This window comes from Massilia sp. Se16.2.3, from assembly GCF_014171595.1.
GTDB lineage: Bacteria > Pseudomonadota > Gammaproteobacteria > Burkholderiales > Burkholderiaceae_D > Telluria.
The window spans coordinates 875,374-899,602 of the sequence record NZ_CP050451.1; the positions used below are offsets into that span (position 1 = coordinate 875,374).

29 protein-coding genes and 2 pseudogenes are annotated in these 24,229 nt (G+C 66.0%); 12 read left to right on the forward strand and 19 right to left on the reverse strand.

Annotation, left to right across the window (positions count from 1 at the left end; translation table 11 throughout):
* Window positions 1-60 precede the first annotated feature (60 nt).
* From G4G31_RS04145 to G4G31_RS04165, 5 genes are all read left to right on the forward strand, one after another.
* The gene (locus tag G4G31_RS04145) at window positions 61-327 is read left to right on the forward strand and encodes a DUF493 family protein (protein ID WP_182990419.1); all 267 of its coding nucleotides are present in this window, start codon (window positions 61-63) and stop codon (window positions 325-327) included.
* Window positions 328-442: 115 nt separating this feature from the next.
* On the forward strand, window positions 443-1,147 hold the full coding sequence (gene lipB, locus G4G31_RS04150) for a lipoyl(octanoyl) transferase LipB (RefSeq protein ID WP_182990420.1): 705 nt from the start codon (window positions 443-445) through the stop codon (window positions 1,145-1,147).
* A 23-nt stretch (window positions 1,148-1,170) separates the two neighbouring features.
* Window positions 1,171-2,172 (forward strand): lipoyl synthase, encoded by a 1,002-nt coding sequence (lipA, locus tag G4G31_RS04155; RefSeq protein ID WP_182990421.1) that lies wholly within the window; start codon window positions 1,171-1,173, stop codon window positions 2,170-2,172.
* 242 nt (window positions 2,173-2,414) lie between these two features.
* The gene (locus G4G31_RS04160) at window positions 2,415-2,642 is read left to right on the forward strand and encodes a hypothetical protein (protein WP_182990422.1); all 228 of its coding nucleotides are present in this window, start codon (window positions 2,415-2,417) and stop codon (window positions 2,640-2,642) included.
* A gap of 269 nt (window positions 2,643-2,911) precedes the next feature.
* Window positions 2,912-4,903, forward strand: a complete 1,992-nt coding sequence (locus G4G31_RS04165) for a helicase-related protein (protein ID WP_182990423.1) — start codon at window positions 2,912-2,914, stop codon at window positions 4,901-4,903.
* Between the two features lie 100 nt (window positions 4,904-5,003).
* On the opposite strand, the gene G4G31_RS04170 is transcribed toward G4G31_RS04165, so the two are convergent.
* On the reverse strand, window positions 5,004-5,342 hold the full coding sequence (locus tag G4G31_RS04170) for a ribonuclease E inhibitor RraB (RefSeq protein WP_182990424.1): 339 nt from the start codon (window positions 5,340-5,342) through the stop codon (window positions 5,004-5,006).
* 103 nt (window positions 5,343-5,445) lie between these two features.
* Here G4G31_RS04170 and G4G31_RS04175 point away from each other — a divergent pair, with 103 nt between their 5' ends.
* A complete protein-coding gene (locus tag G4G31_RS04175) occupies window positions 5,446-5,874 on the forward strand; it encodes a PaaI family thioesterase (protein ID WP_182990425.1) in 429 nt (142 codons plus the stop codon).
* A gap of 33 nt (window positions 5,875-5,907) precedes the next feature.
* Here G4G31_RS04175 and G4G31_RS04180 read toward each other — a convergent pair whose 3' ends face one another.
* From G4G31_RS04180 to G4G31_RS25130, 7 genes are all read right to left on the reverse strand, one after another.
* On the reverse strand, window positions 5,908-6,549 hold the full coding sequence (locus G4G31_RS04180) for a hypothetical protein (protein WP_182990426.1): 642 nt from the start codon (window positions 6,547-6,549) through the stop codon (window positions 5,908-5,910).
* A 200-nt stretch (window positions 6,550-6,749) separates the two neighbouring features.
* A complete protein-coding gene (locus G4G31_RS04185; RefSeq protein ID WP_182990427.1) occupies window positions 6,750-7,268 on the reverse strand; it encodes a peroxiredoxin in 519 nt (172 codons plus the stop codon).
* Between the two features lie 15 nt (window positions 7,269-7,283).
* The gene (locus tag G4G31_RS04190; protein WP_182990428.1) at window positions 7,284-7,919 is read right to left on the reverse strand and encodes a BON domain-containing protein; all 636 of its coding nucleotides are present in this window, start codon (window positions 7,917-7,919) and stop codon (window positions 7,284-7,286) included.
* Window positions 7,912-8,508, reverse strand: a complete 597-nt coding sequence (locus G4G31_RS04195; RefSeq protein ID WP_182990429.1) for a phosphoheptose isomerase — start codon at window positions 8,506-8,508, stop codon at window positions 7,912-7,914. Before G4G31_RS04195 ends, G4G31_RS04190 begins: the two co-directional genes overlap by 8 nt.
* A gap of 112 nt (window positions 8,509-8,620) precedes the next feature.
* Window positions 8,621-8,980, reverse strand: a complete 360-nt coding sequence (locus G4G31_RS04200) for a YraN family protein (RefSeq protein WP_182990430.1) — start codon at window positions 8,978-8,980, stop codon at window positions 8,621-8,623.
* Window position 8,981: 1 nt separating this feature from the next.
* On the reverse strand, window positions 8,982-9,683 hold the full coding sequence (locus G4G31_RS25125; protein ID WP_229425337.1) for a penicillin-binding protein activator: 702 nt from the start codon (window positions 9,681-9,683) through the stop codon (window positions 8,982-8,984).
* 201 nt (window positions 9,684-9,884) lie between these two features.
* A complete protein-coding gene (locus G4G31_RS25130; RefSeq protein WP_229425338.1) occupies window positions 9,885-10,265 on the reverse strand; it encodes a hypothetical protein in 381 nt (126 codons plus the stop codon).
* Here G4G31_RS25130 and rsmI point away from each other — a divergent pair.
* Window positions 10,242-11,159, forward strand: a complete 918-nt coding sequence (rsmI, locus tag G4G31_RS04210; protein ID WP_182990431.1) for a 16S rRNA (cytidine(1402)-2'-O)-methyltransferase — start codon at window positions 10,242-10,244, stop codon at window positions 11,157-11,159. The genes G4G31_RS25130 and rsmI overlap by 24 nt on opposite strands.
* A gap of 19 nt (window positions 11,160-11,178) precedes the next feature.
* Here rsmI and G4G31_RS04215 read toward each other — a convergent pair whose 3' ends face one another.
* The 11 genes and pseudogenes from G4G31_RS04215 to G4G31_RS04250 all read right to left on the reverse strand — a co-directional run bounded on the left by G4G31_RS04215 (window position 11,179) and on the right by G4G31_RS04250 (window position 20,010).
* Window positions 11,179-12,342, reverse strand: coding sequence for an FAD-dependent monooxygenase (locus tag G4G31_RS04215; RefSeq protein WP_182990432.1), 1,164 nt, complete (start codon window positions 12,340-12,342; stop codon window positions 11,179-11,181).
* Between the two features lie 7 nt (window positions 12,343-12,349).
* Window positions 12,350-14,467: pseudogene (locus G4G31_RS28840) on the reverse strand (class I SAM-dependent methyltransferase).
* A gap of 70 nt (window positions 14,468-14,537) precedes the next feature.
* On the reverse strand, window positions 14,538-15,041 hold the full coding sequence (locus G4G31_RS04225) for a 3-hydroxyacyl-ACP dehydratase FabZ family protein (protein ID WP_182990433.1): 504 nt from the start codon (window positions 15,039-15,041) through the stop codon (window positions 14,538-14,540).
* Window positions 15,038-16,054: a beta-ketoacyl synthase N-terminal-like domain-containing protein gene (locus G4G31_RS04230; RefSeq protein ID WP_182990434.1), complete on the reverse strand. Its 1,017-nt coding sequence runs from the start codon at window positions 16,052-16,054 to the stop codon at window positions 15,038-15,040. The genes G4G31_RS04225 and G4G31_RS04230 overlap by 4 nt, the downstream gene beginning before the upstream one ends.
* 20 nt (window positions 16,055-16,074) lie before the next feature.
* Complete coding sequence (locus tag G4G31_RS04235; RefSeq protein ID WP_374011273.1) at window positions 16,075-16,701, reverse strand: beta-ketoacyl synthase; 627 nt, start codon at window positions 16,699-16,701, stop codon at window positions 16,075-16,077.
* Window positions 16,586-17,323 carry a beta-ketoacyl synthase N-terminal-like domain-containing protein gene (locus tag G4G31_RS25150; RefSeq protein WP_229425343.1) on the reverse strand — a complete coding sequence of 246 codons (738 nt, stop codon included), beginning with the start codon at window positions 17,321-17,323 and terminating at the stop codon, window positions 16,586-16,588. The genes G4G31_RS04235 and G4G31_RS25150 overlap by 116 nt, the downstream gene beginning before the upstream one ends.
* Window positions 17,324-17,334: 11 nt before the next feature.
* Window positions 17,335-18,084, reverse strand: coding sequence for a 3-oxoacyl-ACP reductase FabG (gene fabG, locus G4G31_RS04240; RefSeq protein ID WP_182990436.1), 750 nt, complete (start codon window positions 18,082-18,084; stop codon window positions 17,335-17,337).
* Window positions 18,075-18,353 (reverse strand): hypothetical protein, encoded by a 279-nt coding sequence (locus tag G4G31_RS25155; protein WP_229425344.1) that lies wholly within the window; start codon window positions 18,351-18,353, stop codon window positions 18,075-18,077. Before G4G31_RS25155 ends, fabG begins: the two co-directional genes overlap by 10 nt.
* A 17-nt stretch (window positions 18,354-18,370) precedes the next feature.
* Window positions 18,371-18,679 carry a hypothetical protein gene (locus tag G4G31_RS25160; RefSeq protein WP_229425709.1) on the reverse strand — a complete coding sequence of 103 codons (309 nt, stop codon included), beginning with the start codon at window positions 18,677-18,679 and terminating at the stop codon, window positions 18,371-18,373.
* 58 nt (window positions 18,680-18,737) lie between these two features.
* A pseudogene (locus G4G31_RS28845) lies at window positions 18,738-19,064 on the reverse strand (MBL fold metallo-hydrolase); the annotation flags it as partial.
* Window positions 19,018-20,010, reverse strand: a complete 993-nt coding sequence (locus tag G4G31_RS04250; RefSeq protein WP_182990437.1) for a beta-ketoacyl-ACP synthase 3 — start codon at window positions 20,008-20,010, stop codon at window positions 19,018-19,020. The pseudogene G4G31_RS28845 and the gene G4G31_RS04250, both read right to left, overlap by 47 nt.
* Before the next feature lie 229 nt (window positions 20,011-20,239).
* On the opposite strand from G4G31_RS04250, the gene G4G31_RS04255 reads away from it, so the two are divergent.
* Genes G4G31_RS04255 through G4G31_RS04275 form a run of 5 tightly spaced genes read left to right on the forward strand, consistent with a single transcriptional unit; the run spans window position 20,240 to window position 24,201 of the window.
* Window positions 20,240-20,800, forward strand: coding sequence for a flavodoxin (locus G4G31_RS04255; RefSeq protein WP_202033867.1), 561 nt, complete (start codon window positions 20,240-20,242; stop codon window positions 20,798-20,800).
* Between the two features lie 14 nt (window positions 20,801-20,814).
* Window positions 20,815-22,362, forward strand: coding sequence for an AMP-binding protein (locus G4G31_RS04260; protein ID WP_229425345.1), 1,548 nt, complete (start codon window positions 20,815-20,817; stop codon window positions 22,360-22,362).
* Window positions 22,362-22,604, forward strand: coding sequence for a hypothetical protein (locus tag G4G31_RS04265; RefSeq protein WP_182990440.1), 243 nt, complete (start codon window positions 22,362-22,364; stop codon window positions 22,602-22,604). The genes G4G31_RS04260 and G4G31_RS04265 overlap by 1 nt, the downstream gene beginning before the upstream one ends.
* The gene (locus tag G4G31_RS04270) at window positions 22,592-23,146 is read left to right on the forward strand and encodes a hypothetical protein (RefSeq protein ID WP_182990441.1); all 555 of its coding nucleotides are present in this window, start codon (window positions 22,592-22,594) and stop codon (window positions 23,144-23,146) included. Before G4G31_RS04265 ends, G4G31_RS04270 begins: the two co-directional genes overlap by 13 nt.
* Entirely contained in the window at window positions 23,143-24,201 is a 1,059-nt protein-coding gene (locus G4G31_RS04275; protein ID WP_182990442.1) for a 3-oxoacyl-ACP synthase III family protein, read from the forward strand. The genes G4G31_RS04270 and G4G31_RS04275 overlap by 4 nt, the downstream gene beginning before the upstream one ends.
* Window positions 24,202-24,229: the final 28 nt, after the last annotated feature.

Below are 24,229 nucleotides of genomic sequence, written 5' to 3' on the forward strand. Positions count from 1 at the left end.
GCCCGGTCCGCACACGCCTGCGCGGACCGGGCTACAATACCCTTTTGCACTGGAATTGCCATGGACCCGAAAGAATCCCTCATCGAATACCCGAGCGACTTCCCGATCAAGGTGATGGGCCCGACGCACGAGGCCTTCGCCACCACGATCGCCGAGGTGGTGACCGGCTTCGACCCCAGCTTCCACCACGGCCGCATGGAAGTGCGCCCTTCGGGCAAAGGCAACTACACGGGCCTGACCTGCACCGTGCGTGCCACCAGCCGCGAGCAGCTCGACGACATCTACCGCACGCTGTCGGCGCACCCGATGGTCAAGATCGTCCTGTAAGCACTGCAGCAAGGGCGGCGGCGCCTGCCCGTCGCCGGGCAAGGCCGGGTACGCTGGCATATAATGACGGAGCTGAGCGTGCAAGGCGCTCGAAACCATTTCCGACCGGATTCCCATGCAACCCACCCGTCCCGCCGGCCCGATCATTCGCGCGCTGGGCCGCGCCGACTACGAACCCACGTTTGCCGCGATGCGCGCCTTTACCGACGCGCGCACGCCGCAGACGCCGGACGAACTCTGGATCGTCGAGCATCCGCCGGTCTTCACGCTGGGCCTGGGCGCCGACCCTGCCCACCTGTTGCAGGGGGAAGGCGTACCGGCGCATGACATTCCCGTGGTGCAAACCGATCGCGGCGGCGAAGTGACCTACCACGGTCCCGGCCAAGTGGTGATCTACCTGCTGATGGACCTGCGCCGCAACAAGCCGGGCGGCAAGTTGTATGCCCGACAGTTTGTGGAAAAAATCGAACAGGCGGTCATCGACGTGCTGGCGGCGTATAATCTCGCCGGTGAGCGCATCGCCGGCGCGCCCGGCATCTATATCGCCGAGGGCCCGCGCCGCGGTGCCAAGATCGCCGCGCTCGGCTTGAAAGTGCGCGGCAATGGCTGCACCTATCACGGAGTCTCGCTGAACGTGGCGATGGATTTGGCTCCGTTTTCATGGATCAACCCCTGCGGTTATTCCGGCCTCTCCACCGTCGACATGCGCACGATGGGCATCGAGGCGCCACTTGCCGATGTGCAGGCTGCACTGGCGCAGGCGCTGGTGCTGCACCTGGCGCAAGGCCTCAAGCCTGCCGAACCGAACAACTCCAACTGAAGCCCGTCTGGGCCCTGAGCGACATGACTACCGAAACCGAAACCGGTCTGAATTCTGCCTCGAACGCCGCCTACAACGCCAGCGACAAGCAAAAAGGTGCCAGCAAGACTTCGCGCATCCCGATCAAGATCGTGCCGATCGCCGAGGCCGAACGCCTCAAGAAGCCCGAATGGATCCGAGTAAAAGCGGCCACCGCCTCGTCGCGCTTCTACGAGATCAAGGACATCCTGCGCGCCAACAACCTCGTCACCGTGTGCGAGGAAGCAAGCTGCCCGAACATCGGCGAATGCTTCGGCAAGGGCACGGCCACCTTCATGATCATGGGCGACAAGTGCACGCGCCGCTGCCCGTTCTGCGACGTCGGCCACGGCCGCCCCGACCCGCTCGACGTCAACGAGCCGGGCAACCTGGCGAAAACGATCGCCGACCTGCGCCTGTCGTATGTCGTGATCACCTCGGTCGACCGCGACGACCTGCGCGACGGCGGCGCCGGCCACTTCGTCGAGTGCATCACGAAAACGCGCGCCCTGTCGCCGAATACCAAGATCGAAGTACTGGTGCCGGACTTCCGCGGCCGTTTAGAGAAGGCACTGAACATCTTCGCCGATGGCTTGCCCGACGTGATGAACCACAACCTGGAAACCGTGCCGCGCCTGTACAAGGAAGCGCGCCCGGGCGCCGACTACAAGCATTCCCTGGTGCTGCTGCGCGACTTCAAGAAGATGTACCCGAACGTGGTCACGAAGTCCGGCATCATGGTGGGACTCGGTGAAACCGACGAGGAAATCCTGCAAGTCATGCGCGACATGCGCGAGCACGACATCGACATGCTGACCATCGGCCAGTACCTGGCGCCGTCGAACTCGCACCTGCCGGTGCGCCGCTACGTGCACCCGGACCAATTTAAAAAGTTCGAGGAAGCGGCCTACGAGATGGGTTTTGTCCACGCCGCCGTCGGTGCGATGGTGCGCTCCTCGTACCACGCGGACCAGCAGGCGCACAACGCGGGCGTGGCTGCCGCCTGAGCGTCCACAACAAGAAGACAGCCTGGCGCATTGCATTGGTGGGCAGTCAGGCTTGTCGGATTGATGTCTGCAGCATCTTCAACGCGCTGTCGGGATTTATTCTTTATCTTCCCGAACGCTGTTCAGCCGATGAACACGGCCTTATCATTCATGCATGGATGATAAGGCCGTTTCATTTGGTGGCGGCGACGACGCGCTCACGTGCGGGAAGAAGTTGAGTGGTTTCCGGAAAGGACGAGAACGTGAAGTTCAGTATACGAAAACCGATCGAGCTGACCTTATTTGCGGCCATCGTCATATTATTGGCTTTTTCATCACTTATTTTTAAAGAGCCGACATTCGATGCATTGCAAGAGGAATGCAGGGCTACTTGCCTGAAGCAGGAAAAATTTGGAAGAATGGTCAAGCGGGACGAACCTTTCACTACCAAACCATCTGGACAACACTTTGACTGTGTTTGCGGAGCGTGAGCCGTACACGCGCTGCCGCAGCGTCTATTCCCACGGTGACCATGGCGCGCGCGTCTTGTATGGCTGCCAGCGCGTTTGTCGCTTGGGTTCACACTTCCATGTTGCGACAAGCAAGGCAGTAATGGGCCAGAGTCAAACGCACACCTGACCAACCCGGGCACGACAGGGAGGCCGTTTTGATTGCGACGCCCCATCCACACCTTGCGGAACGAGAGCAATATCCCGTCCGCGCTATAGTGATAGCAAGCAGACATCACCTTCAATGACACATGAGTAATTCCCGCTACGAAACTGACGAGAACGACACGGGCGACGACGACGCCTTCCTCGGACGCGAGCTCGGCCTGGCCGAGCGCGGCATCGAGCTGGTCAAGATGGAAGGGCGCGTGTTCCTGCGTTTTTCCGGAGAAGTGCGCTACGAAGGCTTGCGCGTACCTTATGCGCTGGTACCGGCGCGCGGCGTGCTGGCCAAGCCAAGTAAATGGCGCAAGATGGATTTGATTGCCCGGCGCGAATTGATCGAGGAACGCACCGGCGACAAGGCGCTGGCCGAGCTGCACATGGACGCCGAGGAATTCGTGCGCGACATCGCCGAGCAGGCCGACGATGCCGGCTTCGATCCGCGCCTCTTCCTGGGTGTGCTGGACGAACTGGAAACCTCGGAGCCGGCCGACTACGTGTTCGAGCGTATCCGCCAGCGCGTCGAACACGCGATCGAGCGCGAGCAGGAAGAGCGCCACGCCGCCCGCACCAAGGAAAGCATCAACCTGGCCGAGTACCCGCAATCCTTCGAAGTCGCCAGCCGCATGCAGCGCAAGTTCATCGCCCTGCTCGGCCCGACCAATTCCGGCAAGACCCACCGCGCGATGGAAGCGCTGGCGAAAGCGCAGAGCGGCGCCTACCTGGCGCCATTGCGCCTGCTGGCGCTGGAAAACTACGAACGTTTATTGGCGGCGCGTCCGCATGGCGAGGAACTCAAGGTCAGCCTGATTACCGGCGAAGAACGCCGCATCGCCGAGGGCAGCACCCACGTCGCCAGCACCGTCGAGATGCTCGACAGTAAAACGCCGATCGAAGTCGCCGTCATCGACGAAATCCAGATGCTGGCCGACCGCGACCGCGGCGCCGCCTGGACCGCCGCCGTCTGCGGCGCGCCGGCGTCGACCGTCTACCTCGTTGGCGCACCGGAAGCGCGGCGTGCCATCGAGGCCCTGGCCGAGCGCCTGGAAGTGCCGCTGGAGGTGCATGTGCTGAAACGCATGGCACCGCTGGCGATGGAACCGTCGCCCGTACGCAAACTGACCAATTTGCGCCGTGGCGATGCCGTCATCGCCTTTTCGCGGCGCGACGTCCTGATGTGGCGCGACATGATCACGGAAAAGGGGCTATCGGTCGCCACCGTCTACGGCAACCTGTCGCCGGAAGTGCGGCGTGCCCAGGCCGAGCGCTTCCGGGAAGGAAAGGCCGACATCGTGGTCGGCACCGACGCGCTGGCCATGGGCCTGAACATGCCGATCGCGCGCATCGTCATGACGACGGCCGTGAAATACAACGGTGTCGAGGAAGAAGAGATTTCGGCGGCGCTGGCCAAGCAGATTGCCGGCCGCGCCGGCCGCTACGGCGTGCACGAGGAAGGTTTCGTTGCCGGTTACGACGACGACACCCATGAAGTGATGCGCGCCCTGATGAAGGAAAAGATCCCGCCGGTGCCGTCCAGCGGCTTCGCGGTCGCGCCATCGCTCGAGCAGTTGCACCGGATTTCATCGGTCACCCACGAAACCTCGCTGGTGAAACTGTTAAAACGGTTCGTGCACAACATCGACGTGCCGGACGGCTTCTTCTATCCGCGCATCACGGAAGACCAGAACGAGCGCGCCGAATGGCTCGATACCCTGGACCTGTCGGTGGCCGAGAAATTCATGCTGTCGCTGGTACCGATATCAAGCCGGGTGCCGATGCTGCAAAGCGCCTGGGAGCACTGGGCCCTGTCGCTGGCGAAGAAAAAGGTCTGCAAGCTGACGCCCCATTCGCAGGAATTGTTCTGGATGAATTTGCAGGAGGTGGAAGACACCTGCCGCATGTATTCGGCCTACGCCTGGCTTGGCTACCGCCAGCCCGACTTTTTCCCGAGCATCGAAGAAGCGCAGAAACTGGCGCGCGAGGCGGCCGAGCGCGTCGATTCCCTGCTGCAGCAGCAAAACGCGGCCACGCGCAAGCGTCATGCCGGCAGTGGCGGGGGCAAGCCGAAGCGGCGCGCGTAGGGTGGCCGGCTCCACCCGACGCCAGGCATTCCCGCTGCTCCAGCGCCGCCCACGCGTTCACACCATGCAAGCACCGGGGCGGCTGGACACCAGGCTGCGGCTATTGCGCGAAGCAACCCCAGCCGTCGTTCTGCCCGCCGAGCTCGGTAGCATCGCGCGCCAGCAGGCGTTCGTAAGCGGTGACGTTGGCGTGGGTGGGAACGATGACCGGGTGCGCCTGCACCTGCCAGGGAAAGCCCGGCTTGTCGTAGCGCGAGAACGAGACCTTCTGGCCTTCGCGCAGCAGGTAGTTCGCAAAGCGTAGCGCATCTTTCTCTTCCGGGAAGATGACCGAAAAGTCGACCTCGCGCGCCTTTGCCAGGTCGTCGCCGTCGTGTCGCATGTTCCACAGGACGTTGCCGTTTTCGTCGTCGGGAAATTGCAGAAAGTCTCGTTCCATGGTGTCCCTGTGTGCTGCGCCGCGTTGCCCCTGGCGTGGGGCGTCTTGCACGCGCTGGCGGCGCCCGGTGTAGGATGCCTGATTCTACAGTTGGGAATACCATATGGACAATAAATATACGCCCGAAAGCCTGAACCGCTTCGGCCAGGGCACGCTGCCTGCCCACCTCGGCATCGAGATCACGGAAGTTGCCGAAGGCCGTGTCGGTGCGCGCCTGCCGATCCAGCCGCACCTGCTGGCGCCGAATGGCTACCTGCACGCCGGCAGCGTGGTGACGCTGGCCGACACCGCCGCCGGCTATGCCTGCATCGCCCACCTGCCGGAAGGGGCGCACAGCTTTACCACGATCGAGCTGAAATCGAACCACCTGGGCACTGCGCGCGCCGGTGCGATCGCCTGCGTGGCCACGCCCGCCCACCTGGGCCGCACCACCCACGTGTGGGATGTGACGGTCACGGACGAAACGAATGGCAAGACGATCGCCCTGTTCCGCTGCACCCAGATGATCCTGTATCCGAAAAACGCCGCTTAAGCGTTTCGACGTAACGGTGCTGGCGGGGCGATCTTAAGGTTGCGGCGGCACGCAGGCCGCCGCCATGCCGGCGGCGGTGCCGCCCACGGCGGGTAAATCGGATGGCGCCTTGCCGTTGCCGACGAGGATGGCCGGCTGGCCTTTGTAAGTCAGGGTCAATTGCTCGCCCGCGTAATTGGCCGGGGTTTTCGGCACGAACACGGCGAAACGGTAGTTCAGGTCGGGATAGAAACCGCTCTGGAAAATCTGCTCGGGCGGGCCTTCCTGGATTTCGGCGGCAATCGCGTCGAGGAGGGGCGTGGCGTCGCCGCGCGTGTTCAGCTCGGCCTGGCCCTGGTAACGCAGTGTGTACGGGGGCAGGCCGCCGTATTCGCGGCCTTCATAGCTGACGCGGAAATTGTTGACGTTGTAGTGGAAGCCGCGCCGCGCGTGCTCGGTGACGTCGACGTTGCACAGCACGAAAATGGCCCAGAAGCCGTGCGCATCCACCGGCGACAGGTGGCCGACACGGTACAGGGCCGCCGACAGCGGGATCGGATTGGTAAAGCGGATCTCGTGTGCATTGGCCACATGCTGGTATTGCAGGACAGCCAGCGGCTGCGGGCGCGGCCCGGCGCACGCTGCCAGGCCGAGCAGCGCGGCAACGACGGTTATCCTGCGAATTGAGTGACCCATCCTATCTCCTTGGCGAGCATGAACGCAGGCTCGCGCTCAGCGAACGCATCAAGCTTGGCCGATTCCGGCGCCGCAGGCTTGCGTTAAGTCAGGCGTGCTGTGGCGCTCGCGCCTATACAGCCGGGCCTGCGAGCCAGTTTAATGACAGATCGGCATCACGGCAAGGCGGACACGACAGTAGAGGGCAGCCGCACGCTGTTTCAGCCGGCAGCCAGCGCCTGGCGCAGCAGCGCATGGACTTCGGCGAAATCCGGTTCGCCGACATAGCGTTTGAGGATGCTACCGTCCTTGCCGATCACGAAGGTGGTCGGTGTCAGGGTGACGTCGCCGAAGGCTTTTGCCAGGTCGCCGCCAGCGTCCAACGCGACAATGAAGGGCAGCTTGCGCGTTTCCGTGAAATTGAGGACGTAGTTGGGCGGATCGTACTGCATCGCCACGGCGACGAATTCCAGGCCCTGCCCCTTGAACTTGTTATACGTGTCGACCATCGCCGGCATCTCGCGCACGCAGGTCGTGCACGAGGTTGCCCAGAAATTGACCATCACCACCTTGCCGCGCAAGGCCGGCGTGCTGATCTTGTCGCCGGCAATCGAGATGAAGGTGACGTCCGGCGCCTTGGGTGTGGAGAAGAACGCGGCATAACCGCCGCCCGCCAGCGCGAGCACGAGCGCGCCGATGGCGGCGGGCCGGATCCATGAGCGGGTGGTGCGAGCGGTCATGAGGTCAGCGCAGGATTACAGGGCGACCGAGGAGGTCTTCGGATACTGGGCCCGCAGTTCCTCTTCGGTGAGGTACTCGAAGATCTTGACCACGCGCTGGACGCCGGAGACGCTCTTGGCGATGTTCGCGCCGAGGTCGCCTTCGCGCTGGGTCACGCGGCCCATCAGGTAGACGGTGCCGCGCTCGGTGACGACCTTGAACGAGGTGGCCGAGATGGTCTTCATTTCGACCAGGCTGGCCTTGACGTTGCCGGTGATGATGGCGTCCGAGGAGCGCGAGGTATAGCTCGACGGGCCGGAAATGGCCAGCTCGTTGATGACGTTCACCACGTTCTCGATCTTGCGCACTTCCTGCTCGACGGCGGCTTTCATCGCCTCGTCGCGCACTTCACCGGTGAGCAAGACTTTGCGGTTATAGCTGGCGATGTTGACGTGGCCGGCCGAACCGACCAGTTTCGGCACCTGCATCTCGGCCTTGACGGTGATCGCCTTGTCCTCGGTCTGCGCGCCCAGCGTGCGGCGGTCCATGGTGGCGGCCGCACCCATGGCGGCGCCACCGATGACCAGCGGCACGCAGCCCTGGAGCGAGCCCAGCAGGGCTGCGCACAGGACGGCTTTCGCCAAAGGGCTGTTCAGGCCGCGTTCATTCATTCTCGTCTCCTCCGAATAGCGCGACGTCGATGCCGTCGCAAATAGCGTGAATTGCCACCAGATGCACTTCCTGGATGCGCGCGGTACGGCTATGCGCCACGTTGATGTGCACGTCGGCGTCGGTCAGCAATTTCGCCAGCGCGCCCCCGTCCTTGCCGGTAAAGGCGACGATGCGCATTTCGCGCTCGAGCGCGGCTTCGACGGCGGCGAGCACGTTGCCCGAATTGCCCGAGGTCGAGATCGCCAGCAGGATGTCGCCGGCCTGGCCGAAGGCCTGCACCTGCTTCGAGAAGATTTCCTTGTAACTGTAGTCGTTGGCGACCGCGGTCAGGATCGAGGTATCGGTGGTCAGGGCGATGGCGGGCAGCGGAAAGCGCTCGCGCTCGAACCGGCCGACCAATTCGGCCGCGAAGTGCTGGCAGTCGGCGGCGGAACCGCCATTCCCGCATGCCAGGATCTTGTTGCCGTTGGACAGGGCGCCGAACATGAGTTCGATCGCCTGCGAAATAGGGAGCGTCAGGCTTGCTGCCGACTTCAGTTTGAGGTCGGCGCTCTCCTGGAAGTGAGCGAGGATGCGTTGAGTGTTCATAGCCGAAGATTATAGTGCAGTGGCAAGCCGGGACGGCAAAGCGTTTTAAGAATTGCTTACATTTCAACGGTGTACTGGTGTTTCGTACGGGGCCGCGTACGGTTCGTCGCGCTCACGCTTCGATCACGTTCTGCAGCCACTCCAGCTGGTCGCCATCGATGGCAACGACGTCGAAACGGCAGGGCGGCGTCACAGGCAGGCGTTGCAGATATACCTGGGCGGCGCGCACCAGGCGCCGGATCTTGGCCGGGGTGATGCTGGCGGCCGCGCCACCATGGCGGCGGTCGGCGCGCTGGCGCACCTCGACAAAGACCGGGGTGGCGCCGTCGCGCATGACGAGGTCGATTTCCCCGCCCTTGCAGCTGAAATTGACTTCCACCGGGCGCAGGCCGGCGCGCTCGAGGTGGCGCAGCGCCGCCTGTTCCCACTCGCGGCCCTGGGCCTGCTTCGGCGAGAGGCGCGGCGGCCACATGTCATCTCCCGGCCGCCACCGGCTCGTAGCCGATACCGTCGCGGTACACGGCCGTGGCCTCGTCGCGCCGCAGCGACCAGGCGCCATTGTTCATGCGCACGCTCAGGCGCCCGGTCACGCCGTCGAGCTCGAAATTGCTGCCGGGGCGCTGCACCAGTTCGCGCGCAAGCCGGAAAGCGTCGATGCCGAGCGCGTACAGGCGCTGCATGTCGAGCGACTCGAGGTCGACCGGGCGTGGATACACCATCACGCTCGGGTGGTCCGGCTGGATGGTCCAGGGCAGGTCGAGCAGGCGCACGCCGTCCAGTTCGGGTACCGCCAGCCCCGGTTCGCGGCCCGGGTTGGCGGCCGAGACGCCATAGGTCGGCAGGGAAGTGCCCAGCGCGCTGCGTACCTGGCGCAGCCCGCCGGCATCGAGCGCGGCGAACACGAGTTCGGGACGCTCGCTTTCCAGGCGCGCACGCAGCGCGGCCAGCGCATTGCCGTCGACATAGCCCTCGTTCACGGGCAACTCCACGCTCAGATTGGTGCGGCCGAGCCGGTTCCAGCGCGCCGCGAAGGCGCCGGCCACGCGCTGCTGCCACGCCGCGCTGCCGCCCAGCACCGGGGCGCGGCCACCGGGGTGTTCCGCCGCGGCCCAGTCGGCCACCTGGCGCGCTTCGTCTTCCAGCGACAGGCCGACCACCAGCATCTGCGCCGGCAAGGGCCGGTCGAGCTGGGGTGGGTCAGCGCCAGCGTCGGCTTGGTCACATACTGGCTACCGGCCACCGCGGCGACATTCGGGCGGGCCAGCGGGCCGACGACGATGTCGTTGTCGGCCACCGCGCGCGCATAGGCGGCCAGCGTGGACTCGGGCGAATCGCCGCTGGCGACGATGTTGACTTCGATGCCGGCGCGGTCGCGCTCATGGCCGGCAAAAACCGGCGCGCACCGCATCGGCGGCGCGGCCCAGCGCGGGAGACTGCAAGGGCAACAGCAGCGCAACGCGCGCGCCGTTGCCGCTGCGGGCGCTCGCCTGCGGACCATTCCCTTCGTCGGGGTAGAGTTCCACGGGAGACGTCACCGTTTCCGAGCGCTCCGGCTCGGCGGGCGGCGGTGGACGTACCGCACTTGTGTTTGGCACAGCGGGCGCGCACAATCCGCCCGGTACGCCGCAACCCCGATCGGGGGGCAAAGGTGTATTGCCGCAGCCGGCAATCAGGCCGAACACGGCGGTGGCCAACAGGCCGTTTAGTATTTTTATACGCATCGCATCCTCAACATGACCGAGAATCAGTCTTCCCATCAGCCCATCGATATCGCCAAGCTCCCTGTGATGGCCGAGGCAGCCCAGCAGTCTTATCCTACAGCAACACTGTACGTCGTGGCGACGCCGATTGGCAATGCTACCGACATCACGCTGCGTGCGCTGCACCTGCTGGCCCTGGCCGACGTGGTTGCTTGCGAGGATACGCGTAAAACCGGCGCCCTGCTCACCCGTTACGGCTTGAACAAGCAGATGGTGGCGGCGCACCAGCACAACGAGCGCGAGGTGGCCGACAAGCTGGTCGCGCGCCTGCGCGCCGGCGAACGGGTGGCGCTGGTGTCCGATGCCGGCACCCCGGCCGTGTCCGATCCGGGCGCGCGCATCGTCGACGCCGTGCGCGCGGCCGGCCTGCGCGTGATCCCGCTGCCGGGCGCCTCGGCCTCGGTGGCGGCGTTGTCCGCGTCCGGCCTGGTCAACGACCGTTTCAACTTCGTCGGCTTCCTGCCGGCGAAGTCGAAGCAGCGCGAAGCGGCCCTGCTGGAACTGGTACGGGAACCCGCCACCCTGGTGATCTATGAAGCGCCGCACCGCATCGTCGACTGCGTCGAGGGGCTGTCGAGCGTGTTCGAGCCGACCCGCCAGGTCGTCTTTGCGCGCGAGCTGACCAAGATGTTCGAGGAAGTGCATCGCTGCCAGTTGCAGGAGGCGCTGGCCTGGGTCAGGTCCGACCAGCACCGCGAACGCGGTGAATTCGTCGTGCTGGTCGAGGGCGCGACGCTCGAGACCGACGCCCAGGATATCGAGGCCGAACGGATCCTGCAGATCCTGCTGACCGAATGCAGCGTCAAGCAGGCGGCCAACCTGGCGGCGCAGATCACGGGGCGCAAGAAGAACGCTTTATATGAGCGTGCCTTGCAGATCAAGGGCGAATGATCGAACGACGTAGGGCGGCCTAAGCCACCGCCACCGGCCGCAAATGCGCGCTCTGTCGGCTGCTGCCCTGCAAGGCCCCATTGAAACAGGCGGCGAAGCTGGCCTTGTCGGCGAAGCTGGACACGAGCGAGTGGCCATAGGTCACCACCGCTTCGTTGACCCCATGGCGGCGGCGCTGGTAGGCGTCCAGCGCCTCGGTCAGCGGCAGCATGCCCGACAGCGCAAGCCCGAGCTGCTGCGCCAGTTCCCCCGCGTCTTCGATCGCCAGGTTCATGCCCTGGCCGGTGATCGGGTGCACGTTGTGGATCGCGTCGCCCAGCATTGCCACGTTGTGCCGATGGTAGGTGTCGAGGTTGATGCGCCCGATCGGAATCCCTTTGAAGATGCCGGTGTCCGTCACTTCGTCCACCGCGTCGGCGCTGGCCTCGCCGACGAAATGCCGCAGGCGTGCGCGCAGCAGGGCGCCGCTGCGGTCGGCCATCAGCTCGCGCATTTCTTCTTTCGGAAAACTGACCACCACCCGGCCCTCGCTGGCGCTGACCGGATAAAAATAGGCCAGGCCGTGGCGGGAGTCGACATACAGCCGGTTGCACTCCTCCACGCTGGGCACCAGCCGCGTCGTCCCGAAGCACATCGGCGCCGGGTAGACGGTGCGTTCGGTGGTGATCGCCAGCAGCCTCCTCGTATAAGACGCGAAACCGTCGGCGCCCACCATCACCGTGGGGGCGACCGTGTGCCCGTTATCGAGCGTGACGGTGGCGACCCCGCCGTCGGCACGCGATGCCACGCTGGCGATGCGGGTATTGAACAGGCATTCGATGCTTTCGAAACGCGTCATCTGTTCCAGCACCAGGTTGCGCAGGCGCTCGCAGGGAATCAGGATGAAGTAGCCCAGTTCGTCGTTGGCGCGGTAGTCCACCGTGCACAGGGGTTCGCGGTCGTGGAAGACGCGCAGCAGCTCGCGCCGGCGTCCGCCGATGGCGGCCACCTCGTCCAGCAAACCCATGTTCTCGATGACGCGGATGCCGGCCGGCTTGAGCAGGTCGGCGCCGCTGAGCATGCGCCCGCGGTCGGCATGCTCGACCAGCAGCACGCGCCGCCCCTGGCGTCCCAGCAGGTAAGCCAGGGTGGCACCGGCGATGCCGCCGCCGTTGATGAGGACATCGACCTGTTCGTGTGCCATTGTGGCCCTATGCCTGGACGGGAACGTAGTTGGCGATATTGAAGAAGCGGTAGGCGTTCAGGGTATCGAGCCCGGGGAAGCCTTCCGGATGGATGCGCCCGTGCACGGCGCCGCTCGGCGTGAAGCCCGCCAGTGCCAGCGCCAGGCGGAACTCGTTATACGGCATCATGAACTGGCGCGACAGGAAGTGCATGCCCCAGTTGAAGGGATGCGGCAGCTTCTCCACTTTCATCCAGGCCGCGTCGTCCTGCGGCGTCTCCTCGATCAGGTTTTCGGCCCAGGGGCTGTGGGCCTCGACCGTCAGGAAGCCGTGCTCGATGAAGGGCTTCCAGCGTCCCATGAAGTCGACCAGGTCGGCCGCGGCGACGAAGCCGGGCACCAGTCCCTGCGCGTCCGAATAGGCCACGCGGAAGGCATTCTTGAGCGTGGCGAGCGTCCATTCGCCTGCCGGCAGCGCCGCGCCGTAGAAGGTGGCGGCGACATCGGCCAGCAAGGCACGGTTGGCGCTGTCCAGGTGGGCCTGCAGCACGCGCTCTGCATCGGCGTCGCTGCGGATCTGCAAACGCCGGTTATGGACCAGGAACATGAAGGTGTGGACGAAGTCGCGCAGGCCGGGCGCGCGCAGGCTGCCGTCGGCGCCGCGCATCCGCAGGCCGCTGTCGCGCACCGCCTCGTCGTATTTGGCCGGGTCGGAGATGTCGGCGTGCAGCACGCGCGTCTGCACGCCCTCGTGCCCGTCGAAGGCCGACAGGGGTTTCGCGCGCGCGGCTGCGCGCCGATTCGTTGTAGTCGGCGCCGATCACCAGCAGCGGGTGGGTAGCCAGATGGCGGCCGCGCGCCGTGTGCCCGATGACGTAGTCGGCCAGGCGCTTGAGTGCCGTGCCGTCGCCGCAGCCCATGTCGGCAAGGCCGGCGGGCTGCTGGTCGAGCGGCGTCTCGTCGAAGATGCGGTGGATGATCTTCTGCGAAATCTCGCGCGAGGCCGGGCCCGAACCGGCACCGCTGGAGGCGTAGATGTTCATCACCCGGTCGATATGGGTGTCCTGGTCGATGCCGAGCGGGTCGGGGTCGCCGAACAGCAGGTCCTGCAGGCGCGCGTACGAGCGCAGGTAAGAGGCGGGCAGGGCGGCGAAGGGCGCCGCGATCGGGCGGTACACGTCGCCGCGCTCGGTCAGGCGCACGCAGGTAGCGCCGGGGTTGAATTCCACCTGGCCGAGGCGCGCCAGCAGGCGCCAGGCTGCCGCCGGGAAGACCGGATCGGTGTTGGCGCTGCCCGGGGCCAGGGCGATCCAGGTGCGCTCGTTGCCGACGGCGCCGAAGATCGACGGCGCCACGGCCGTGCGCTTGTTGTTCTTTTGTTCGAACACGGGCATGTCGAGCGCGATCCAGGTCGGTCCGGCCAGCAGGCCGTCCATGGCCGTGACGAGCTGGGTGCGTACGCGGCGGGCGAGGGCGGTGTCGTCCTGGTTCTCGCCCAGGCCCCAGCCCTGCGCGCTCTCGTCGACCAGCGCCACATAGGTGGCCAGCGCTTCCGGATCGATCAGGCGGCGGTGGCACAGTGCGTGGCAATGCTGCAGCACGGCGGTGGCCGCGGCCAGGCGCTTGAAGGTGGCCAGGTGGGCTTCGACGATACCGACCGCGCAGGCGCCGGCCGGGGTCAGCGAATAGCGCATGGTCCGGTCGCCGCCTTCGCAGCGCAGCCAGCCTTGCAGCGCCAGCAGGTTGAAGGCGCCCCACAGCGTGCCCGGGTTGCGCTCGGGTCGGCCTTCTGGCTGCGGGCAAAGGCCAGCATGGAGCGGGTTTCGCCCGGTGCCAGGTCGCGGAAGGCGCCGCTTTCCACCAGCTTGGTCAGCGTGGGAACGATGACGATCCCGTTCGCCCACTGGAAGCTGTGGCTGTAGGCGAGGATTTTCAGAGCGTCGGCGCTCTGCATGCGCAGGCTGGCGTCGCCGTCGGCCTGGACGCAGGCGATCGGACCGGCGCCCTCATCGAGTTCGACCCGCAGGCCGCTTGTTGCCGGCAGGCCGAGGAGGGCGCGCGCCTCGGCGCCATGCGAGTGCAGGTAGGCGTTCAGTTGCGCGGCCAGCAGGGTGTCGCGGCACGGAAAATCGAGTGGTTTGTTCATTTTTCTGTCCCAAGCTTGGATGAAGTGTGTTGGTGTTATCGGGTTCGCTCACCGAAGGCGCCGGGCAGGGCTACTGTTCCAGCTTGCTCTTCGATGCCTTGCCTACCGTAAGCCTGCCGCGTACGCAGCTCTTGCCGCCCTGGCTGGCCAGGACCTTGAAGTGGACGAATTCTCCCAGGCGCTCGTCGACGTCCACGCGCAGTTGCAGCAGCGTGCCGGGAAACACCGGGCGGGTATTGCGCACTTCCGTGCGCAGCAGGATGTAGATGTCGTCCGGGTCGGGTGGCGAAGCCGCCCGGCGCGCTTCCAGCGCCATGAACATGGCGCAGGTCTGCGCCAGCGCTTCCGTTACGAGCACCCCGGGCATGACCGGGAAATCCGGAAAGTGCCCCTGGAACCAGGGCTCGGCACGCGAGACGGCTTTCACCGCGTCGAGCGATTCGCCTGGCAGGTAGGCACCCAGGGCGTCGACCAGCAGGAAGGGCTCGCGGTGCGGAATCAGGCTTTTCACATCGATGCGGCGCACGTCGACCGGGTCGGCGTTCCCCGATTGCAGGGCGAGGTGTGCGCTCATGCGCGGCGCTCCATCACCAGCGCGCCGAACTGCCCCTGTTCGTCGAGCGAAACGATGCCGAGCCGGCGCAGGACCGGCGGCTGGCTGCCGAGGATGTGCGTGCGCACCAGGTCGGCATCGCCCCACAGCACTTCGCGCGCCAGTCCTGGGGCCAGCAGCGTGCCGCAGGATTCGCCATAGCCGTACAGGCGCTCGCCCGGCAGCAGGCTGTTGCTCACACCGAGCCCGCCGATGGCGCTGCACAGGGCATCCATGTCGAGCAGGGCGCTGCCGCAGGCGAGGATCACCGCGTCGAGCGCGGGCGTGCCGAAGCGCGCCTGCGCCTCTGCCTTCAGCGCCTGCGCCAGCTCGAGCGCGCCGGCAGCGGCCTTCATGCGGATGCGCGGCGCGTAGAACACAAGGCCCGCATCGACCGGGGCGGGAACCAGCGCGTGCACCACCGCCACCTCGCGCTGGACGGCAAACGCGGCCCGGTGATAGTCCGACGCCACCTCGACCCCGCCGACGAGCGCGCAGTCGATCGCCCCTTCCACCAGGCCGTGCAGGGCTGTTTGCAGCGCATGCATGCCGCCGCTCTGGCCGGCGGCGATGGTGCAATTCGGCCCCGTGATGCCGATATAGCTGGCGAAATGGCTGCCCACCACATTGGCCAGGGTATTCGGCGCCAGCAGCGGGCTGGCCTCGTCCGGACCGTGCACCTTGATGCACAGGTCGAACTGGTAGTCGTCGCGCAGGTTGACGGTTTCCTCGCAGGTGTAGACGCCGATGCGCTCCGGTGCCGAGGAGAGCAGCTGCGCCAGGCGCGCCTCGTCGAGCACGGCCACCGCGGCGCCGCCGAACAGGCGGGTGGCGTCGCTCAGGTAACGGATCTTGCGGCCGAGGCGGCGTTCGCTGTCGTAGTCCGCCAGCGGCGCCTGCAGCGCGGCGTGGCGCTCCGCCAGGCCTGGCAGCAGTGCCGGGCTGCTGGTATCGGCCGCCAGCGTGTAGCGGCTGTTTGCAATCGCAAATTCCATCGTGGTCTCGCTCTGTGTGGTTATGGGTGGGCGGGTTCGAATCGGCTGAACAGCACGGTGGCGACATTGCCGCCGAAGGCGAAGGCGTTGCTCATCACATGGCGCATCGGCGGCGCGCGCGCGCGGCCGGGCACGACGTCGAGCCTGACGGGGAAGGCGCTGTCGATCTCGGTCGTGTTGATGGTCGGCGGGGCCACCCGGTGGTGCAGGGCCAGCGCGCAGGCCACCGCTTCGAAGGCGCTGGCCGCGCCCATGCAATGGCCCAGGCTCGACTTGATCGAACTGACCGGCAGGCTGGCGAGGCGCTCGCCGAACACGCGGTGCATGGCGACCGCTTCGGACTGGTCGTTGGCGGCGGTACCGGTACCGTGCGCGCTGACATAGTCGATGTCGTCCGGGCTCAAGCCGGCCAGCTGCAGCGCGCGGCCCATGGCGGCGACCGCGCCGCGCCCTTCCGGATGCGGTGCGGTGGCATGGTAGGCATCGCAGGTCAGCGCATAGCCGGTGACTTCGGCGTAGATGTGGGCGCCTCTAGCGAGGGCGTGTTCGTATTCTTCCAGCACCAGCATGGCCGCGCCTTCGCCCACCACCATGCCTTCGCGCCGCTGGTCGAAGGGACGGCAGGCGGTCGAGGCCGAGGCGCTCAAACGGTGGAAAATCGTGTAGCAGGCGCGGCTGAACGGGTCGGCGCCACCCACCCGGGGCCATGCTTTCCTGGCCGCTGCGGATGCGTGCGAAGCCGCTGCCGACGGCGTAGTTGCCGGCCGCGCAGGCGTTCACGAAGGTCATCGCGCCGCCCTGGCAACCGAAGCGCCGGGCCACCACGGTGGAGAGGAGCGAAGCGCCGAAGTTGGCCAGTCCTTTGCCCTCTTCCGGCGTCAGCACGGATGCTTCGTTCAGGTCGTGACGGTCGATGACCTGTTCCACGAGATCCTGGTTGCCCATCGTGGTACCGATCAGGACCGAGCAATCGTTGCCGTCGGCGAGCACCGCACCCAGGCCGGCGTCGCCCAGCGCCATGCGCGCCGCCGCCAGCGCATACCCGACCGCCTGGCCATACTCGCCCAGGCTCGCGTCCTGCGCTTCCGGCAAGTCTTCCCAGTCCTTGATTTCCGCCGCCAGGTCGCGCGGATACAGGGCGTTGGGCAGGCGGGTCAGCCTGTCCACGCCGCTGACACTGCCGGTCAGCGCGTTCCAGAATGCCTCGGTGCTCGATCCGACCGGGGAAACCACGCCCAGGCCGGTGATGACGACTCGTTTATTTGCCATTGGAAGTCTCCTTATGCGCTCATGCCGCCGTCGATGACGAGGGTCTGGCCGGTGATGTAATCGGCGTGCTGCGACAGCAGGTACAAGACGGCGTCGGCGACTTCGTCGACGCGGCCCATGCGCCGCAGCGGAATCCGTTTGTGCAGCTTCTCGCGCGCCGCTTCCGGCATCGCGCCGACCATGTCGGTGTCGATGAATCCGGGCGCGACGGCATTGACCTGGATGCCGAAGCGGGCCACTTCGGCCGCCAGCGTCGCCGTCAGCGCCAGCAGGGCCGCCTTGCTGGCGGCGTAGTTGGCCTGGCCCGGAGACGCGCGCAGGCCCGAGACCGAGGACATGTTGACCAGCTTGCCCTCGCTGCGGCGGATCATGCGCTCGAGAACAAAGCGCGCCATGTAGGCGCTGCCGTTCAGGTTGACGTCGATGACACGGTCCCAGTCGGCCAGCGGCATGGTCAGAAAACTTTTATCGCGGGTGATGCCGGCGTTGTTGACCAGGGCGAAAATCGGTCCCTGCGTGGATTCGATCTGTTCGACCAGTGCACTGGCGGCGTCGGGGTCGCTGATGTCGGCGCGGTAGGCGCTCACCTGGCGGTCGGCGCCGCGCAATTCGGCCACCATGGCGTCGGCGATAGCCGCTTCGTTCTGGTAAGTAAACGCCACGCGCGCGCCGCAGTCGGCCAGGCGGCGCACCACGCCATGGCCGATGCCGCGGGTGCCGCCGGTGACCAGCACCAGTTTGTTTCTCAAATCTACGAACATGCTTGACTCCAGGAGGTTGAAGAAGAGGCCGCCGCGATCAGGCCGGCCATCCGGCGCATGCTGGCCAGGTGCAGGTCGGCGGGAACGAAACCTTCCGATTGCGGCGCCCATTCGCGGTGCAGGGCGCGGGCGAGCAGGTCGAGCCGGGCGCGATGCTCGGGATGCGCTTGCTCGAGGTGACCGATGTGCGCGTGAATGCGTTCTTCGAGGCGCCGGCAGGCTCGCAACGCGTCGGCGACGCCGTTCGTGGCGGCGGCACCGGTGAGCATGCCGCCGTGCCCGGGGATCAGCTGACGCAGCGGCAGGGCGCCCAGTGTCGCCAGGGTGCCCGGTAGCGGGAATAATCATCGAACACGAGCGGGTGCCATGCGCCGCTGGCCTCGTTGCGTTCGCCCAGCGCATCCGAGGCGAACAGGCGCGCACGGCGTTTGTCGTGAAACACGATCTGATCGTCGGCGTGGCCAGGCGCGGCGATCGCGCGCAGCGCATGTTCCGGTCCCAGCACCAGCAGCTCGCCGGCCGCCACGGGCGTCACCGGCAGCGTCTCCCCGTGGTGCGCGCGTCCAGCCGGCCGGCGCCGGACCGATGCGCGCATTCATGCTGTCGATGAAAGCTTGCGCGCGCGGACTGCCCCATCCGGCGGCGCTGGCGCTGGACGCGAGGATGCGTACCCGCGGCAGGCGCGGTACCAGCCAGGGCAACAGGGCGCAGTGGTCGTAGTGCATGTGGGTGACGAGCCAGTGGCGCACGTGCGCCGGGTCGCCGACGATGGCGAGCAGCTGCTCCCACACGATCGGGGCGGCGGCACTGACGCCGCCTTCCACCGGGCCCAGGCGGCGGGGCCGGTACGTAGCAGGAACACCGGTACTTCGCTGTCGCCCAGCAGGTACAGGTCGTCGTCGATGCGGCCGGGCCCACGCAGCAGCGTGGCGCTCATGGCTTGCGGTAGAGGGCTGCGCCCCAGGTCGCACCGGAGCCATAGGTGAGCATCAGCACCAGTTCGCCGGATGCGATGCGGTCCCAGTTCATGGCCAGCGTCGCGGGCATCGAGGCCGAGGCCATGTTGCCCAGCTGGTCGACCGTCAGGTGCAGCTTTTCGGCCGGGATTTCGAGGCGCAGCTGCACTTCGTCGAGGATGCGCAGGTTGGGCTGGTGGCAGATCACGTGGTCGATGTCGCGGATGCCCAGGCGATGGCGCGCCAGCATCGCGCGGGCGATGCGTACCAGGGTGCCGCTCGCATGCTCGAACATGGGCCGTCCGCGCATGACGAATTCGGTGCGGCCGGCGTCGATGTCGGCCGGGCTCAGGAAACGTTCGCCGGCGGTACCGGGGGCGGCGGTCATCAGGAGGTCGAAGTAATGGCCGTCGGCGCCGAGTTCGAGGTCGATGATGCCGCGGTCAAGCGCGGCACCGCCCTGGACCACGGCCGCCGCGGCGCCGTCGCCGAGCAGGATGGCGAGGTTGCGCCCCGCATCGGAGCAGTCCATGCGCTTGGACAGCACCTCGCCGCAGACCACCACCACGTTGCGGTATTGCCCGCCCTGGAGCAGGCCGTGCGCCAGGCGCAGGCCGTACAGGAAACCGCTGCACTGGGCGCGGATGTCGACCGCCGGCGTGTGCCCGAGGCCGAGCTCCGCCTGGATCAGGCAAGCCTGCGAGGGATCGTGGTGGTCGGGCGAGAGGGTGTTGACGATCAAGAAGCCGACCTCGTCGGCCCCGATGCCGGCGCTCGCCAGCGCGCGCTGCACAGCCGGCACCATCAAATCGCGCGTCGTTTCACCGGGAGAAACATGCCTGCGCGTGATCACGCCGGTTCGTTCCAGAATGAATGCCTCGGTCGTATTCATGCGCTGCTCCATCGCAGCGTTATTCATCACATTATGCGGCAAACATAATCCGATCCCGCTAATAAACGAATTGCTCATAAGTAATTATCCTTATTATTGTGCATTCATTCGACCAGGCAAATTCCGCAGAAAGATACGCAGCATTCCATCCCTCGTCAATCGATAAATTTATTTTTTGTAAACGTTGACTCTGCAGTATTTCTTGGGTTTAATGAGCGGCCTTTAGGATTGCTCGGAATGTACGGAATAATCAAAACGGGTAATCCATGCCGATAGAATAATCAGGTCGCATGAATATGCACGGGGGATGGCGCTGATAATGAAAACCGCTATTTATTTCGGTTCCACCTCCGGTAATACGGAGGAGGTAGCCGATTTGATTGCCCGCTATCTCGGCATGCATCAGGTCGACAAATACGACCTTGCCCGTACCGGCCTGGCCGGCGCCGATGCCTATGACTTGCTGGTCTTCGGCATCCCGACCTGGGATGGCGGCAACCTGCAGGGGGACTGGGAGGACCGCTGGCAGGAGTTGTCCCGGATTGATTTTTCGAATCGCCTGGTGGCCCTGTTCGGGCTGGGCGACCAGTACGGCTACAGCGAGACTTACCTCGACGGCATGGGAATGCTGCATGCGCATTTGAGCGGACTGGGTGCGCGCATCGTCGGCAGCTGGCCGGCCGCCGGCTACAGCTTCGAGAGCAGCAAGGCGCTCTGCCAGAGGGAAGGACGCTTCGTCGGGCTGGCGCTCGACGTGGAATCGGAGGGGCACCTGACCGAGCCACGCGTCATGGAATGGTGCCGTCAAGTGGTTGAGGCCGCGGCCGAACGGACCGTCTCCGCTGCTGTTACCTGTGCTGTTACCTGATTCCTAGGAAGCAAATGTCACCAGATAATCTTGCACGTGAATTGCTTGAGCGAAATATCGTGCCCGACGCACCGCTGTATTACTACGGCAACGAGATCGTCACGCATGGTGCTTTCAAGAAACAAGTGCTGCGTTATGCCAGTTTGCTGGAGGAGCGCGTACAAGCCGGTCAATTCGTCGTCATCGCATTGAACGATTCGCCGGTATTATCCGCGCTATTCCTGGCGTGCATCGCGCTCGGTGCCGTCCCGGTCATGGTCAATCCACGTTTGTCGGCCGGCCAATTACGGGCGATATGTGTCGATTGCCAGGCCAGCATATTCATTGGGCATGAAGAGCGTTATGAAACCGTCCAAAATATGCTTGGGGAATTGATTCCCCAGCCTGTCTTATATATGCGCAGTACCAGTAATTATCTCGACCAGGACCAGGATCTCGACATTTTCCTGATGGGCGGGTCCGAACGCTGGAATGATTTCCACTTATCCGCAGCGGATAGCCTCTGCTATCTGCAGTACACCTCCGGCTCCACCGGAACGCCGAAGGGCGTGATCCACACGCGGGCGACGACGCTCGGGTTTTGCCAGAGTTTCGCCGGCGCGCATTTAAAGCTGCGAAGCGAAGACCGCCTGTACTCCGTACCCAAGATGTTTTTCGGCTACGGCATGGGCAACAGCCTGTTCTTCCCCCTGTTCAGCGGCGCCAGCGCGGTACTCGACGAGCGCTGGCCCGACCCGCGCGCTGTCGCCGCCAACCTGGCGCGCTACCGTCCCACCGTCTTCATGGCCGTGCCCGCGATGTACCGCGCCCTGCGCGCCGATGCCGCCGTGCTGGCATCCTGCGTGCGCATCGCCTTCTCGGCCGGCGCCTCGCTGCCCGCCGCCGAATTCCGGGCCTGGCAGGAGCGCGGCGTGGAGATCTGCGACGGTATCGGCGCCACCGAGGTGGGCCATGTATTCCTTGCCAACGCGCCGGGCCGGGCCCGCCCCGGCGTCACCGGCCTGCCGCTGCCGGGCTATCGCTGCGCGCTGCTGGGCGAAGAGGGCCAAGCCGTGACCGACGCCGGCGGATCCGGCGTGCTCGTGGTGAGCGGCCCCGGCGTGAGCCCCGGCTACTGGAACAGCCCGCGCCATGGCGACGCGGCCTTTGCCGGCGGCACCTACCGCACCGGCGACCTGTTCCTGCTCAACGAAGACGGCAGCTATACCTACCAGGGACGCGAGGACGACAAGTTCAAGGTCAACGGACGCTGGGTGGTGCCGATTTCGGTCGAACGGGCGCTATGCGACCGCTTCCCCGACGTGGCCGAAGCGGTGCTCGTTCCCTCCACCCGCGAGCACGATGGCGCCAAGCCGACCCTGTTCATCACGCTGCAGCCGGGCGGCCAGGCGCTCGACAAGGACGGCATCGACCTGTGGCTGCGCGGCAGCTTCGAATCGCACCACCTGCCACGCCGGATCGTCCACCTCGACGCGATGCCGCGCAACGACAACGGCAAGCTCGTGAAACACGAATTGATCGCCCGGGCCGCGGCCCTGCTCGGCGAGGAGGCACACGCCTGATGCGTATCCTGAACTGCGCCGTGCAGATGCCGGCCGAAATCGACATGGCGATCGACGCGCTGCTGCCTGCGGCCCAGGCGACGCTGGCCGGTGCCGGCCTGGCCGCTACCGACATCGACATGATCGTCACCATCTCCGTCTCGCCCGACCACCGGCGGTCGACCCCTGCATCATCGGCCCGCGCATCGGCCACTCGCTGCAAAAGGCCCCGGGTGCCGAGCACGCCTACGTGTTCGACCTGATGGACGCCAGCGTGGCCAAGGCCCTGCACCTGGCCGACATCTTCGCCTTCCAGCAGGGCTACCGGCGCGTGCTGTTCGCCCGTGCCGAATGCGGCCACGGTGTGCGGCCCGATCCCGTGTCCGGCTTTGCCGTTCCCGATGGTGCCATGGCGCTGCTGTGCGAGCCCACCGGCACCAGCCGCTGGTGCAGCCGCACGCTCGACGGGGTCAAACCGCTGATGTTGATGCTCAACGAGACGATTCGCCACGCCGGCGACCAGACCACGCAGGTGCGCTTCGCCCCGCCGCCCGACATTGGCGCCCGTTACGCCGAGGCGGCGCGCGCCTGCGTGGCCGAACTCCACGGGCAAGCGTGGGACGGCGCCCGCCATCTCGTCGAGCACTGGCAGATGGACGGCAGCGGTAGCGGCCCCTTCGACAGCGCCCTCGGCCTGGCGCCGCTGCTGGCGGAGGGCGCCGCGGGTGAACTCACCCTGCTCAGTTTCGACCCCTTCGGCCCCGCCGCCGATGCCGTCACCGTGAGTTACGGGAGGAGCGCATGATGGAGCACCGCGTCAAGATTGCCGCCATTACCTGCGAGATGCCGCGCGAGCGCATCCGCAACGATTCCCCCGTGTTCGCACGCCTGCCGGAAACGCCGGCGCGCTGGTGGCGCTTCTGGGGCATCGAGGAGCGTGGCCACTTCAGCGCCGCCAACGACGAGAGCGAGCTGCTGGCCGCCGAACGCGCCTGCCAGCGCATCCTGGCCACGATGGGCTTGCGCCCGGACGACATCGACATGCTGATCTGCTCGTCGTCGGCGCCGACCCTGAGCGACAGCGCCGGGGTGCTGCCGCACGCGGGCGTGCGCATGCATCCGCGCCTGTCGCGCGTGCTGCGCGAGCGCCTGGGCGTCACCCGCGCGCTGGCCTTCGACACCCAGGTCGAATGCGCCAGCTTCATGCTGAACATGAACATCGGCGCCAGCTACATCCGCAGCGGCCGGGCCGAGCGCGTGCTGGTGGTGTGCAGCGAATACGTGTCGCAAATGCTCGACTTCACCTCGCACAGCTGCACGATCTTTGCCGACGGCTGCGCCGCCGCCCTGCTCACGCGTGGGGGCGAAGGCGACGTGGCCGACCTGATCGCCGTCGACCAGTTCTCCAACGCCGATCACTACGAGGTTGCGACTGGCCGCTTCCGCCACGAGGAAGGCGATACCCGCAAGGAGGGGCCGGTCAAGCCCTACTTCACGCTGTCGGACAACGGCCAGGCCGAGCTGCAGGAATTCGTCCCCGAAAACGTACCGAAAGCCGTGGCACGCGCGCTCGCCAGGACGGCGCTGACGCCGGCCGACATCGATTTCTTCGTCTTCCACCAGCCTTCGCCGATCCTCGTCTACAGCTGGGCGAGCGGCATCGGCATCGGCGAGGACAAATACCTGATCAGTACCCGCGACACCGGCGTGATGGTGTCGGTGGCGGTGCCGCACAACCTGTGGATGGCGCTGGAGCAGGGACGCATCGCGCCGGGTGACACCATCGTGCTGGCCGGCGCCGGGATCGGCTGGGGCTTCCTTGCCCAGGTATGGAACGTCGACGGCATCGTCGCGTGTTAATTCACCTTGATTCACTTTCATTGAGAGA